This is a genomic window from Phenylobacterium sp. (assembly GCF_044372605.1).
Taxonomy (GTDB): Bacteria; Pseudomonadota; Alphaproteobacteria; order Caulobacterales; family Caulobacteraceae; genus Phenylobacterium.
This window is the reverse complement of sequence record NZ_JBILRO010000068.1, coordinates 1-13749: the sequence shown is the minus strand read 5'-3', so window position 1 is coordinate 13749 and position 13749 is coordinate 1. Positions and strand designations below refer to the sequence as shown.

11 protein-coding genes are annotated in these 13749 nt (G+C 65.4%); 6 read left to right on the top strand and 5 right to left on the bottom strand.

Annotation, left to right across the window (positions count from 1 at the left end; genetic code table 11):
• Window positions 1–754, top strand: a 754-nt coding sequence (locus tag ACIQ42_RS07840; RefSeq protein WP_397421645.1) for a beta-eliminating lyase-related protein, incomplete at its 5' end; no start/stop codon positions are given.
• A gap of 293 nt (window positions 755–1047) precedes the next feature.
• A complete protein-coding gene (locus tag ACIQ42_RS07835) occupies window positions 1048–4011 on the top strand; it encodes a TonB-dependent receptor plug domain-containing protein (protein ID WP_397421644.1) in 2964 nt (987 codons plus the stop codon).
• A gap of 116 nt (window positions 4012–4127) precedes the next feature.
• Here ACIQ42_RS07835 and ACIQ42_RS07830 read toward each other — a convergent pair whose 3' ends face one another.
• The 3 genes from ACIQ42_RS07830 to ACIQ42_RS07820 all read right to left on the bottom strand — a co-directional run bounded on the left by ACIQ42_RS07830 (window position 4128) and on the right by ACIQ42_RS07820 (window position 7307).
• Complete coding sequence (locus ACIQ42_RS07830) at window positions 4128–5090, bottom strand: acetyl-CoA carboxylase carboxyltransferase subunit alpha (protein ID WP_397421643.1); 963 nt, start codon at window positions 5088–5090, stop codon at window positions 4128–4130.
• Window positions 5091–5202: 112 nt separating this feature from the next.
• Window positions 5203–6120: a site-specific tyrosine recombinase XerD gene (locus tag ACIQ42_RS07825; RefSeq protein WP_397421642.1), complete on the bottom strand. Its 918-nt coding sequence runs from the start codon at window positions 6118–6120 to the stop codon at window positions 5203–5205.
• Window positions 6117–7307, bottom strand: a complete 1191-nt coding sequence (locus ACIQ42_RS07820) for a hypothetical protein (protein WP_397421641.1) — start codon at window positions 7305–7307, stop codon at window positions 6117–6119. The genes ACIQ42_RS07825 and ACIQ42_RS07820 overlap by 4 nt, the downstream gene beginning before the upstream one ends.
• A gap of 68 nt (window positions 7308–7375) precedes the next feature.
• Between ACIQ42_RS07820 and ACIQ42_RS07815 the strand changes: the two genes are divergently transcribed.
• The 3 genes from ACIQ42_RS07815 to ACIQ42_RS07805 are packed head-to-tail and all read left to right on the top strand — an operon-like array spanning window position 7376 to window position 10328.
• Complete coding sequence (locus ACIQ42_RS07815) at window positions 7376–7924, top strand: shikimate kinase (RefSeq protein WP_397421640.1); 549 nt, start codon at window positions 7376–7378, stop codon at window positions 7922–7924.
• Complete coding sequence (aroB, locus tag ACIQ42_RS07810; RefSeq protein ID WP_397421639.1) at window positions 7921–9033, top strand: 3-dehydroquinate synthase; 1113 nt, start codon at window positions 7921–7923, stop codon at window positions 9031–9033. The genes ACIQ42_RS07815 and aroB overlap by 4 nt, the downstream gene beginning before the upstream one ends.
• A complete protein-coding gene (locus ACIQ42_RS07805) occupies window positions 9030–10328 on the top strand; it encodes an HlyC/CorC family transporter (RefSeq protein ID WP_397421638.1) in 1299 nt (432 codons plus the stop codon). Before aroB ends, ACIQ42_RS07805 begins: the two co-directional genes overlap by 4 nt.
• A 5-nt stretch (window positions 10329–10333) precedes the next feature.
• Here ACIQ42_RS07805 and ACIQ42_RS07800 read toward each other — a convergent pair whose 3' ends face one another.
• On the bottom strand, window positions 10334–10585 hold the full coding sequence (locus ACIQ42_RS07800) for a DUF3297 family protein (RefSeq protein WP_397421637.1): 252 nt from the start codon (window positions 10583–10585) through the stop codon (window positions 10334–10336).
• Between the two features lie 107 nt (window positions 10586–10692).
• On the opposite strand from ACIQ42_RS07800, the gene ACIQ42_RS07795 reads away from it, so the two are divergent.
• Window positions 10693–12894 (top strand): DPP IV N-terminal domain-containing protein, encoded by a 2202-nt coding sequence (locus ACIQ42_RS07795; protein ID WP_397421636.1) that lies wholly within the window; start codon window positions 10693–10695, stop codon window positions 12892–12894.
• A 6-nt stretch (window positions 12895–12900) separates the two neighbouring features.
• Here ACIQ42_RS07795 and ACIQ42_RS07790 read toward each other — a convergent pair whose 3' ends face one another.
• Complete coding sequence (locus ACIQ42_RS07790) at window positions 12901–13650, bottom strand: class I SAM-dependent methyltransferase (protein WP_397421635.1); 750 nt, start codon at window positions 13648–13650, stop codon at window positions 12901–12903.
• Window positions 13651–13749: the final 99 nt, after the last annotated feature.

The following is a 13749-nucleotide window of genomic DNA, read 5'->3' as shown; positions in this document are numbered from 1 at the left end:
CGCCCACGTCTGCACGGACGAGACGGGCGCGCCCGGGTTTTTCGGGCAGGGTCTGGGACTGATTGGCCTGCCGGGCGCGTCCGGCCGGATCGACCCTGCGAGCCTCACCGGTCCACTCGCCGCGCCCGATGTCGCCCATCGCCAGTCACCGGCCGCTCTCTCGCTGACCAATGCGACAGAGTACGGAACCGTCTACCCGGTCGCTGATCTACAGGCGCTGATCCAGCCCGTGAAGGATCTGGACTACGGCGTGCACCTCGACGGCGCGCGGCTCGCCAATGCGGCGGCGGCCAGCTTCGACGTCCGGGCCATCGCCGGCCTTGGCGTCGACATCCTGGTGCTGGGCGGAACCAAGGCCGGCATGCCGCCCACCGAGGCCGTGGTGATCTTCGACCGCAAGCTGGCCAGAAGGTTCGACGCGCGCCTGAAACAGGGCGGCCAGCTTCCCTCCAAGGGTCGGTTCTATGCCGCACCCTTCATCGGTATGCTGGAAGACGGCGCCATCGCGCGCCATGCCGCCCACGCCAACGCGATGGCGCGTCGACTGGCGGCTTCGATGCCGTTCCGGGTCACCCACGCCGTCGAGGCCAACGCGGTCTTTGTCGAAATGGACGAAGATCGGCTGACTGCCCTGCAAGCGAGAGGCTGGTTCGTCTACCGGTTTCTCGACGGCTCGGTGCGTTTCATGTGCTCCTGGGCGACGACCGAAGCCACCGTTGATGAGCTCGTTGAGGCGCTGCGCAGCCTAGCGTGAGCCCGGATTCGCCGCGGCGGCGGAAGGATTTGCCCACGACCACCGATTGTGTGGCCGCAAGGCCGCACAGCGTAACAAAATCGTAACCATGTCGCTTCCGGACGCTCAATCGTGGCGACTTTTCGTTGATTACGCGACAACTGCGTGACACGGGTTCTCCCAATCGCTCAGGCTGTTGTCCCAGCGTAAACGCCACTTGGCGTCGACGCTTGGAGTTACGGCTTTGAACCTCCATCGCCTCGTCGGTGTCGCCGACAGCCCTCGCCCACAACTCCCAGGCTGGGAGCCAAGGAATGAAAGCCCAGATGAACACTCTGTTCCGCACCGCGTTGCTCGCTTCGGCCGCCTCGGCCAGCCTGCTCGCCGTTCCGACCTTCGCTCAGGCCCAGACTGACGCTGACGCCGTCGACGTCGGAGAAATCGTCATTACCGGGTCGCGCATCCGCCGTGACACCTTCTCCTCGCCGCAGCCGCTGTCGGTGGTGTCTGCCGAGTCGATCCGCGACGCGGGAACTATCTCCATCGGCAACATTCTGCTTGAACAACCGAACATCAACCCGGCGACCAACAGCCAGAACTCCTCGGGCACGCTGTTCCTGGCCGGCCAGACCCGCGCCGACATCCGGGGCCTTGGCCCCACGCGCACGCTGGTGCTGATGGATGGCCGCCGCCTGCCCTTCTCCGATGCCTCCTCACCGGCGGTCGATCTGAACACGATCCCGTCCCTGATGGTGAAGTCGATCGAAACCATCGCGGGCGGGGCATCCGCCGTCTACGGCTCGGAAGCCATCTCCGGCGTCGTCAACTTCATCATGAAGAAGGAACAGGACGGACTCGAGCTCGACCTGCAAGGTGGCATCACCCAGCGCGGTGACGGTGAAGAATTCCGCAGTGGCTTCAACTGGGGCAAGAAGTTCCTCGACGAGAAGCTCAACGTTCTGGTCGGCGGCGAGTACGCCAAGCAGGACCTGATCATGCAGAAGGATCGGGGTGACTTCTTCCCCGGCTTCCGTCGTGACACCCGCCTGACACCCCAGACGATCCTGCCGGGTTCACCTTCAGCGACGACGCCGTTCGCGACCTTCCAGCTGATCGGCGGCGCCCTGGGTACGGCGCGCGCGGTAACCCGCGATGTCCGCGACAACGGCGTCAGCATTGTGCGTCTGTCTCCGGCCTGCTCGACCACCACCAGCCAGCCTGATTGCCAAGATCCGTCCCTGTTTTTCACGGGCGTTTACAATGCCCTGCAAGGCAAGAGTGATCGTGCGGTACTGAGGACCTACGTCGACTACAAGCTGGCTGAGGACTGGAACGTCTTCATCGACGCCAGTTACCTGAAGGCCAACGGCTACGGCATATTCCAGCCGCCGTTCTCATCCACGGCAGGCGGCGGTTTGATGCCAGTCGTCCTGCGTGGCGACAACGCCTACCTCAACGGCGCGGGCACGACTGCCGCCCAGCTGCGCGCGGAATGGACCGCCGCGGCCAAGACCTTCACGCAAGGCTCGACGGCCCAGGTCGGCAAGTTCTGGAACGAGTTCGGTGGTCGTGACGTCCGCTCGTCGCGCGAACAAGCCCGCGTCGCGGGCGGCTTCGCAGGCAAGTTCCAGACATTTGGCCTGGATGTGGGCGTTGATGGCTACGCGCAGTACTCGCAACTGGACGGCACGACGACCTCCTACAATGTGCCCCGGGTCGCGCGGGTCCAGCAAGCTACGGACGCGGTGTTGCTGAACGGACAGGTGGTTTGCCGCGATGCAAACGCCCGCGCTGCCGGTTGCGTTCCCTGGGACCTGATCAACGGCCCCAGCCGCGAGGCGATTCTCTGGACCAACGCCCTGTCAGCGACCGATCAGACCGTGAAGCAGACCGTCGCGGGCCTGAATTTCGTGACGGACCTGTTCGACCTTCCGGCCGGGCCGGTGGGTCTGGCGTTCGGCGCCGAGTACCGCAAGGAAGAAAGCCTGTTTGTTCAGGACGCCCTGGGAGCTTCGGGCGCGCTGTTCTTCAACGCTATCGGGACCCGCGGGGGTGAGTACAACGTGAAGGACGTCTACGGCGAAGTCCGCGTTCCTATCCTCAAGGATTTTCTGCTGGCCAAGGAGCTGACCGTCGAACTGGCTGGCCGCGCCTCCGACTACTCAACCATCGGCGGGACCGACCAGTATCGCGTCAACATTACCTGGTCGCCGGTGGAGGACGTCACATTCCGCGCCACCGAAGCCACGGCTGTCCGCGCGCCGAATATCGTAGAGCTTTTCGCGCCACAAAACCGCAACTTCACCGGCGCAGCGATCGATCCATGCGACCGCGATGTATTCCGGGGCGCGACAGCTGCACAACAGGCAGCTCGCCGGGTCACCTGTGCGGCAGCGATCCCGAACTACAACCCGTTGACCTTCGTTTCGAACTTCGGGACGGGCCGCTCCTCGCTGGCGCTACTGCAGGGCGGTAACCCGGATCTCGGCCCGGAGAAGGCCAAGACCTACCAGTATGGCGTTGTGATCAAGCCGCGCTGGGTTCCCGACCTGTCGATCTCGGTTGACTACTTCAAGTACAACCTGCGTGACGCTGTGGGCACGATTCCGATCAACACCCTGCTCGGCGCACTCTGCCATGACGACGCGACAACCGCTTTCGCTTCCAACCCGTTCTGCACGCAAATTCGTCGGGACCCGACCGGAGCCAATGGCGGCGCAGTGCCAGGTGGCGTAACGGAAATCGTGCTGCTCAATCAGAACGTCGCGACGACCAAGGTTGAGGGCTACGACTATTCGATCGCCTACGGCTTCCGCACCGAGGACGTGCTCGGCAAGGACTATGGTTCGATCGCCCTTCGCCTCGACGCGACCTGGATGTACCAGTTCGTGCAGCAGGGCCTTCCCGGCCAGGCCTTCGTGCAGTTCGCCAACACGATCACCAATGCGACGCCGGAATGGAAGGCCAATGGATCAGTCCGCTGGACCTATGACAAGTTCTCCTTCGGCTGGAGCACTAACTACTTCGGCTCGATGATCATCAGCCAGGTGCAGCAGAAGGGTGTTCTTGATCCCTATACGACCGGCGACTACTTCCGCCACGACATGCGCGTCAGCTACCGTCTCAACGACGACGTGTCGTTCCGGGCGGGCATCGTCAATGTGTTCGACAAGAATCCGCCCGAGCGCCCGGAAATCTTCACCGGTACCGGCACCGGCTCGTCGCAATACGACAACGCGGGCCGCTTCTTCTTCGTCGGCGCAAACATGAACTTCTGATCCTGGACTGCCGGCAGCTCTTCGGAGTTGCCGGCTTCCTTGGCATTGCCAAAAAAAAGAGCCGCCGGGTCACCCCGGCGGCTTTCTTTATTCCGGCGGTGCGGAAAACGCCGCCCTCAGCCCAGCCCGCTCCGCCCGATCGCGTAGAAGCGTTCCGACCGCCGCGCCATCAGCACCTCGGCCGACAGGCCCTCCAGCGCCTTCAGTTCTTCTTCCACCGCATCGCCTACCGCGCGCATGGCGGCCTCCGGATCGGCGTGGGCGCCGCCGGGGGGTTCCGGGATGATGCGGTCGATGATCTTCATGCGCAGCAGGTCCTGCGCCGTGATCTTGAGCGCCTTGGCCGCCTCGGCGGGCGTGCGCGCACCGCGCCAGAGGATCGAATTCGCGCCCTCGGGCGGGATCACCGAGTAGACCGCGTGCTCCAGGATCAAGACCCGGCTGCCGCAGGCTGTGGCGATAGCGCCGCCGGAGCCGCCTTCGCCGGTAATCACCGCCACCATCGGCACCTTGAGCAGCAGCGCCTTTTCGGTGGATCGCGCGATCGCCTCGGCCACGCCGCGTTCCTCGGACGAGATACCCGGATAGGCCGCCGTGGTGTCGACAAAGCTGATCACCGGCAGGCTGAACCGCTCGGCAAGTTCCATCAGTCGCACGGTCTTGCGGTAGGCCTCGGGGCGCGCATAGCCGAAATTGTGCTTCACCCGGCTGACGGTATCGCGACCCTTCTCGTTGCCCATCACCACCACCGCGCGGCCGCGGAAGCGACCAAGCCCGCCCATGATCGCCGGATCATCGGCAAACTTGCGGTCGCCGCGCAGTTCCTGAAACTCATCGATCAGGGCCGCAACATAGTCGATGAAGTGCGGCCGGTCCGGATGGCGCGCCACCAGGGTCTTCTGCCAGGCGTCGAGGTTTGAATAGGCGTCGCGACGTAGGTCCTGCACGCGGATTCGCAAGGCCTGGATGTCGTCGTCAAACGCGCCGGGGTTTGCCGTCTCGGAGAGCTTCGACAGTTCCTCGATCTTGGTTTCGAGGTCGGCGATCGGGCGCTCGAACTCGAGGTAGTGCGCGGCCATCAGGGATCCGTGATTTGGGGCGGCGGGCCCGGAAGCGCCGGAAACTAGGCTTGAACGGCCTTTGTCACAAGGCGGGAACGGGGTCCAGGCCGTCCAAAGCGCTACCGCGGGTCTAACGCTTTCGTGACAGCGGGTGGCGACTCTGCACAACCTCGATCAGCCGGTCCGAAGCCACATGGGTATAGATCTGGGTGGTAGCGATGTCGGCGTGACCCAGGAGCTTCTGCACGACCCGCAGATCCGCGCCTCCCTCCAGAAGGTGGGTCGCGAAGGCGTGGCGCAGCACATGGGGGCTGACCCGGGCGGGATCTATCCCGGCCCCGGCGGCGGCCTCGTCCAGCACCTGGGCGAAACGGCGCGGGGTCAGGCGCGCGGCCTTTCCGCGCGAAGGGAACAGCCAGGGGTTGGCCTTGTCGCCCTTGGGCAGAAACGTCGGGCGGACCTCAAGATAGGCCTTCACCGCCGTCCGTGCGGTGTCGTTGAGGGGCGCGAGACGTTCCTTGCCGCCCTTGCCCTTGACGATCAGATAGGCCGGATCGCGCGACAGCGCCGCCAGCGGCAAGGCCGTCAATTCCGAGATTCTGAGACCCGAGGCATAGGCCAGTTCCACCATGCAACCGAACCGGAGGCCCTGGGCGCCGTCGCGCGCCGTGGCTGCGGCGATCAGATGGTTCATCTCCTCGCGGCTCAACACCTTGGGCAAGGGGCGCCCGCGTTTGGGCGCCTCCACCCGGCGTGAGGGGTCGTCGGGCCGCCACCCCTCGCCGAGCACGAACCGATAGAACTGACGCACGGCGGCGCGGCGGCGCGCGGCTGTGGCCGGCGACAGACCACGCGCACCCATATCGGCGAAGTAGGCCTCGACGTCCTCGGCGTGCGCGCCTGCCAAACCCCCACAACGACCGGCCAGATAGCCCTCGGCGTCCACCAGATCGCGGGCATAGGCTGTCAGCGTGTTTCGCGCCGCTGCGCGCTCGACCGCCATCATCTCCAGAAAGGCTTCGGCCCAGTCGCCGCCGCGCCCGCTCATTTCAGGCCTGCAAGGCCTTCCAGAGCGAACAGGCGCGCGGGCTCGTCCAGCTTCACCTGCCTTAACGACCGGATGATGCGCGCGCGGTCCGCCACCGTCAGCCCGCTCGGCCCGGCCTCCGCACAGATCCACAGCGCCAGCAGCGCGGTCTCGCCCATCCGCCGCCCCTGCGCGGCGGCCTCGAGCGCGACGTTGCGGCCCGTCGGGGATCGGCCCTCGGGCACAGCGAAAGACGCCAGACGAGTGCGGTCAACGGAACTGAGCTCATCCAGAAGCGCGGCCATCAGCAGCGCCGAACCCTGTCTCTTCGGACGGATCTTGAGGTCTGCGTCCATAGCCGCGCCGATCAGGGCAGACACCCCGGCTTCGGATGGCGGCCCCTGGGTGAGGGCTTCGGCCAGCGCGGCCGTCGCCTCGTCAATCCCGGCCAGGTCATAACTCGGCGCCGGCGGGGCCTGTCCTGACAGGGCGACGGCCACGGCAGGCGCAGGCTTCGCCGCGGCCACATCCAGCTTCAGTGACCGCGACAGCGACAGATCGAGACCGTTACGCAGCGATGCAGGGCCGGGAGGCGTCGCATTCAGTCTGGCACTCATCAAGCGCCCGTAGACAGCATCCCGCGCCTGGGTCTGGGCCAGCTCAAACGTCAGATGGGCCTGATCGGACTGGCCGGCCTCGGCCTGGCAGAACGACCTCAGTCGCAGCCAATAGATGTCGCCTCGCCCGGCGGCCAGGGCGGCGGCGATGGCGCAGGCTCGCGTCGCATCCCCCGAAAGCAGCGCCACCTCGGCGGCGGCCTTCGACAGGCCGGCGTTGCGATCGAGGCTCGGCGCCCGTTCCAGTATCCGTGCGGCGGCTTCAAGATCTCCCAGCGCGATCATGGCGTTGGCCCGCCCCGCCGCCAACCCGTCATCGCCGGTCGAGCCTTCGGGCCCCGGCGCGCCAGTCGCCAGAAGCTGTCGCGCCAGATGTGACGCCGCCGGCGACATCGGTCGGGAGGCCAGCAACGGCAGCACCGCGAGCGCCATCTCCGCCGGGGTTCCTCGCCAGAGATCGGCAGGCAGCCCGGTGTCACGGCCCGGCGTGGAAAAGGCGTCCGGCGCGGCCAGTTGGGTCACCTGCACCTGCCCGCTCGCCGGACCGGCTATCGCCACCAGAAATCCGAGAAAGAGTGCGATACGCATCATGCTCTCAACATACTCCAACGCCCGGCGTTGGCGCGAGGGCGCAACCTCGTGTAAAGCCTCCATCGTTTATGGACCGCTACGAACCGCTTCGCCGCCGCACCATCGCACTCGTCGGCCTCATGGGGGTCGGCAAGTCGAGCGTCGGTCGGCGTCTGGCCGCCCTCCTGGACCTGCCATTCCGCGACGCCGACACCGAGGTAGAAACCGCGGCTGGGCGGTCGATACCCGAGATCTTCGCTGATCTCGGCGAAGGGGCGTTCCGCGACGGTGAACGCAGGGTGATCGCCCGGTTGCTTGAAGGGCCGCCCGTCATTCTGGCCACCGGCGGCGGCGCGTTCATGAGTCCGGAAACCCGTGAGATCATCAAGGACCGCGCTGTGTCCGTCTGGCTGAAAGCTGATCTTGATGTCCTGGCGCGCCGCGTCGGGCGCAAGGAGACGCGTCCCCTGCTGATCGGCAAGGACCCGCTGGAGGTTCTCAGGGAACAGGCGGCGGCGCGTTATCCGGCCTATGCCGAGGCCGATATCGTCGTTGAAACGGGCGACACTGCCCATCAGGTTACCGTGATGGCGGTGGTCAAGGCGTTGGCCGATCATCTGGGTGAGTCTGTCGAATGAACCGCACCATCGCCGTCGGACTGGGGGATCGCGCCTACGATGTCCAGGTCGGCCAGGGCCTGCTGGACGCCGCCGGCCGTCTGATTGCGCCGTTCCAGTCGCGTGGCCGCACGGCCGTGGTCAGCGACGAGACCGTCTGGGCCCTGCACGGCGCGCGATTGACGGCCTCGCTGGCCAAGGCGGGCGTCGAAGCCCTGCCGGTGATCGTGGCGCCCGGCGAACAGACCAAGAGTTTCGAGGGGCTGGCCGACGTGTTGGACCGACTTCTCGCGCTGGAACTGGACCGGGGGGATCTGATCACCGCTTTCGGGGGCGGCGTGGTGGGCGATCTCGCGGGCTTTGCGGCCGCCATCTACAAGCGCGGGATCGACTTCGTGCAGATCCCCACCACCCTGCTGGCTCAGGTCGACAGTTCCGTGGGCGGCAAGACCGCCATCGATACCGCGCGTGGCAAGAACCTGGTCGGCGCCTTCCACCAGCCGCGCCTGGTCCTGGCGGACCTGGACGTTCTGGGCACCCTGCCCGTCCGTGAGATGCGGGCCGGCTACGCCGAGGTGATCAAGTACGGCTTGCTCGGTGATATGGCGTTCTTCGAGTGGCTGGAAACAAATGGCGCCGCCGTGATCGCCCGGGATCCTGCGATGCTGATCCACGCCGTCGGGCGTTCGGTGGAAATGAAGGCCGGGATCGTCGCCGAGGATGAGCGCGAGCAGGGTCGACGCGCGCTGCTGAACCTCGGCCACACCTTCGCCCACGCTCTGGAGGCGGAGAACGGCTATGGCGACGGGCTACGACACGGTGAGGCGGTCGGCGCGGGCATGGCGCTGGCGTTCCGCTTCTCGGCCTCGCTGGGGCTGATCCCGGGCCAGGACGCACAGCGGGCCACGCGCGCCATTGCCGCCGCCGGGCTTCCCACTCAACTGGTCGAGGTTGCCGGTCACCCGTTCCGGGCGGACCGGATGATCGCCCACATGTCTCAGGACAAGAAAGCCGAGGCCGGTCGGCTGACCTTCATCCTCGCCCACGCTCTTGGCGATGCCTTTGTCGCCCGGAACGTGGATGCAAACGCGGTTCGCGATTTCCTGCTCCTGGAGGGAGCTATCCCTTGAATACAGTTCTGGCCACCCTGCTCGCCCTGGCGCCAACCCTGGCAGTACTGCTCACGCTCTCGGGCCTGATCTCGGCGGCGGAAACGTCGATGACTGCGGCTTCGCGGGGCCGCATGCACCAACTGGAGCGAGACGGAGACCGCGCGGCGCGGCGCGTCAACCGGCTGATCGGCGACCAGGAGAACATGATCGGCGCGATCCTGCTGTCGAACAACGTCCTGAATATCTTCGCCTCGGCCCTGACGACGGCCGTGCTGACGTCCCTCTTTCCAGCAGGGTCTGTCGCTGGCCCCCTGATCGCCACCGGTGTCATGACGGTGCTGGTCGTGGTGTTCGCCGAGATCCTGCCCAAGACGCTGGCCATCGCGCGTCCGGATGATGTGGCGCGGACGCTTTCGATCCCGACTTACTGGACCGTACGGATCTTCGGACCACTGGCCCGGACCGCCCAATGGATCGTGCGCCTGACGCTGCGCCCCTTCGGCATAAAGCTCGACATGGAGACGGATGTCCTGGCTGCCCACGAGGAGATCCGCGGCTCGGTAGAATATCACTACTCCGAAGGCCTGGTGGAGACCCGGGACCGCGACATGCTGGGCGGCGTTCTTGATCTGGCCGAGATGGATGTGACCGAGGTGATGGTCCACCGCCGCTCGATGATGACGGTCGATGGCGGACTGCCGCCCAGGCGCATCCTGGCCGAGGCGTTGGAGAGCCAGCACACCCGTTTGCCGATCTACCGCAATGAACCCGAAAACATCATAGGCATCCTGCACGTCAAGGATCTGCTGGGTGCCCTGGCTCAGAATGACGGCCGGATCGACGCGCTGGATATCCCGGCCATCCTTCGCGCGCCGTGGTTTGTGCCGGAGACAACATCGCTCAAGGATCAGCTGGCTGCGTTCCTGAAGGCCCAGAACCACTTTGCGCTTGTCGTCGACGAATACGGCGCCATCCAGGGCCTGATCACCCTTGAAGACATCCTTGAGGAGATCGTCGGCGAGATCGAGGACGAACACGACACGGTGGCCGCCGGCGTGAAACCTGACGACGACGGATCATTCCTCGTCGAAGGCTCGGTGACCATCCGCGATCTGAACCGGGCCATGAACTGGGAACTGCCGGACGAGGAGGCCGTGACGATCGCAGGGCTGCTGATCCATGAAGCCCAGTCGATTCCCGAGGTCGGTCAGACCTTCACCTTCCACAACCATCGCTTCACTGTGGAGGCGCGCAAGGGCGCGCGGCTTACCCGCCTGAGGATCGAACCGCTGCCACCGCGGGAAGACGACTGACGAAATCAGCCTTCGCGGTAATAGGGCTCAACCGGCCCCTGAAGCTTCATGGTCAGCGGATTGCCGTGCCGGTCCTTTGACGCGCCGACAGACAGACGCACCCAGCCCTCGCTGACACAGTATTCCTCAACGTTGGTCTTGTCCTGGCCCTTGAAACGCACGCCGACGTTCCGTTGCAGGATAGCCTCGTCATAGAACGGGCTGTCCGGATTGACGCTCAGGCGGTCGGGAAGGGCGGGGACGGTCTCTTCGCTCATGTCCGGGAGGTCGCATGCCTTGCGCCCGGGTTCAAGGCGCCAGCGATTTTACACTGGAACCCCCGCCGCGATTGCCAAGCTGCGACTGAGCCTGTTCAACGTCTGACATGAAACTCGCCACCGCCGCGCTTGCGGCCTTGATCATTGCAGCTCCCGCCATGGCCGAAAACCTGCCTCCCCAGCGCATCTTCGAAAGCCCCGATATCTCCGGACCGCGCGCGCGGGGCGTGAAGCTGTCGCCGGACGGCAAGTCCGTCACCTACATCAAGACCCGCGCCGACGACCTGAGGGTCACCGACCTGTGGGTCGCCGACGTGGCCGGCGGCGAGCCGCGGATGCTGCTGGACGGCAAGAAGCTGGCGCCGACCGAACGCGATCTTTCGGAGGCGGAGAAGGCGCGACGTGAACGCCTCGGCGTCGCCACACGCGGTGTCATCGATTACGCCTGGGACAGTCTGGGCCGGGTGATCCTGGCCCCTGTCGAAGGCGATATCTGGCTCTATGATGTGAACTCAGGGACGGCCCGACAGGTCACCACGACCCCCGGCGACGAAATCGACGCCAAGATCTCGCCCAGAGGCGGTTATGTGTCCTATGTCCGGGATGACAACCTCTACATCACGCCGGTCACCGGCGGGACCGAGCGCGCCCTCACTGAGGGTGGCACCGAGCTGAAGAGTTGGGCGACTGCGGATTTCATCGCCCAGGAGGAGATGCAGCGCTACACCGGCTATTGGTGGAGTCCGGATGATCAGGCTGTTGCGCTGGCCTTTGTGGACCAGACCGGCGTAGACATCGTGGACCGACCTGAAGTCAACGCCACCGGCGCCAATGTCGTCCCGCAACGCTTCCCCCGCCCCGGTCGGCCCAACGTCCGCGTGGAACTCTATGTGCAGCCGCTGACCGGCTCGCGCATCAAGGTGGATCTCGGCGATAACCCGGACATCTATCTGGCGCGGGTCAACTGGTCGAAGGATGGCAAGACCCTCTACGTGCAGCGTCAGACGCGGGACCAGCGACGGCTTGATCTGCTGGCCGTTGATCCGGCCACCGGCAAAGGCCGTGTGATCCTGAGCGAGACCAGCCCGCACTGGGTCGACCTTACCGATGATTTCCGCCCGCTGACCGGGGGATCGTTCCTCTGGACCTCCGAACGGTCCGGCTATGTCCATATCTACCTTTATGCGGCGGACGGGACCCTGATCCGGCAGGTCACACGAGGTGACTGGCCCGTGGCTGAGATTGAGGGCGTGGACGAGGCCAGATCGACGGTCATCTTCTCGGCCTCGCGGGACACACCGATCGAAAGCCGCGTGTATGCCGTCTCCTACGCAAAGCCCGGTGAACCCCGGGCGCTGACGGCGGCGGGCGGCCTGTGGGGTGTGACGGTCGCCCATAAAGGTGGCGCGTTCGTGGGAACCTACACCGATCCGAAGACCCCACCCCAGACCGCGCTCTATCGATCGGACGGGACGCGGGTGCGCTGGATCGAGGAAAATGCGCTGAAGCCGGGACATCCCTACTGGCCCTACGTTGCAAACCTGCGTGAACCGGGGTTCGGAACCATCAAGGCGGCTGACGGCCAGGATCTTTACTGGTCCATGCGGACACCACCGGGGTTCGATCCGGCCAGGACCTACCCTGTGATCGTCTCGGTCTATGGCGGGCCGAGCGCCCAGATGGTGCAAAAGGCCTGGGCGTCGCCGGAAGACCAGATCCTGCTGGATGCCGGCTACATCCTGTTCGAGCTAGACAATCGCGGCTCGGCAAACCGAAGCGCGGCCTTCAAGACCGTGCTCGACCGCAAGATGGGCCAGTTGGAGGTCGACGACCAGATCGCCGGCGCCCGTTACCTGCAAAGCCTGCCTTACGTCGACAAGGCCAGGATCGGGGTTACGGGATGGTCCTACGGCGGCTACATGACGCTCCTGTTGCTCACCGCGCCGGATACGCCGTTCAAGGCGGGAGTCGCGGGCGCGCCGGTCACCGACTGGAAACTCTACGACACCCACTACACCGAGCGTTACATGGGCACGCCTGCCGATAACCCGGCCGGGTATGCAGCCTCGGAGGTGGTGTCGCGGCTACCACGGCTGAAGGCCGGATCGCTGCTGATCATTCACGGCATGGCCGATGACAACGTCACCTTCGACCACACCACCCGCGCGCTTTTCGCCCTTCAGGCGGCGGGGACGCCGTTCGAGACCATGGTCTATCCAGGTCTGCGGCACCGCGGCGGATGGACGCCCACCAACCGCAAGCACCGGGCAATGCAGACGCTGGACTTCTTCGACCGCAAACTGAAGTGATCAGACCTACTTGGGCTTGCGGAACTTCATCAAGAACTGATCGGTCTTGCCGCGAATAGCCGGCGAGAACACGTTGGCGGTCTTCGGATCTTCCGGCACGGCCAGCATGGCGCTTTCGGCCTCCAGCTTGAAACCGGCGGCCTCAACCTCCCTGCGAACGATCGCAGGATCGATCCGGTGGATCTTGTCCGCCGCCTCAAGACCCGAGCCAGCCAAGGCGGCATGGTCGACGATCAGATAGATGCCGCCGGGCTTCAGCGACTTGAACACCTCGGCGTTCACCTTCGTCGCCGTGTCGGCCGGGAACGGCTTCAGATGCAGATCGTGATAGTTCTGCACGGTCAGCACCAGATCCACACCGTCCGGCAGGTCGAGCGCGCCAAAGGTCGAGATCAGCGGAACCACATTGGCGTAGGCGGCGGCCACCTTCTTCTGGTTCTCGCCATAGCTGGCCTGGAACTGAATGAACTCGGCCGGCTGGTAGCCGATGACCTGCCCCTTGGGGCCCACCACGCCCGACAGGATGCGCGTGAAGTAGCCGCCGCCCATCACCAGATCGACGACTTTGCCGCCGGTCTTGATCTCGCCCATCGCCAGCAGTTCGCCGGGCTTCCGGGCCGCATCGCGGGCGCTGTCCTCGGCTGGCCGGGCCTTGTCAGCAAGTGCCGCGGCGACATTGGCCGGTACAGCTGCCTGGACGGATCCGGCGCCCAGTGCCACGACGGCAACAGCAGCTACCATCCATCTACGGTTCATGCGCGGATCCCCCTGACCTCTTTGTCGGGAGAGCCTAGCACCACGACCGCGCATGGCCATCGCCAAATTCCGGCGCCGCCCTCAGGCGTTAACGTGGCT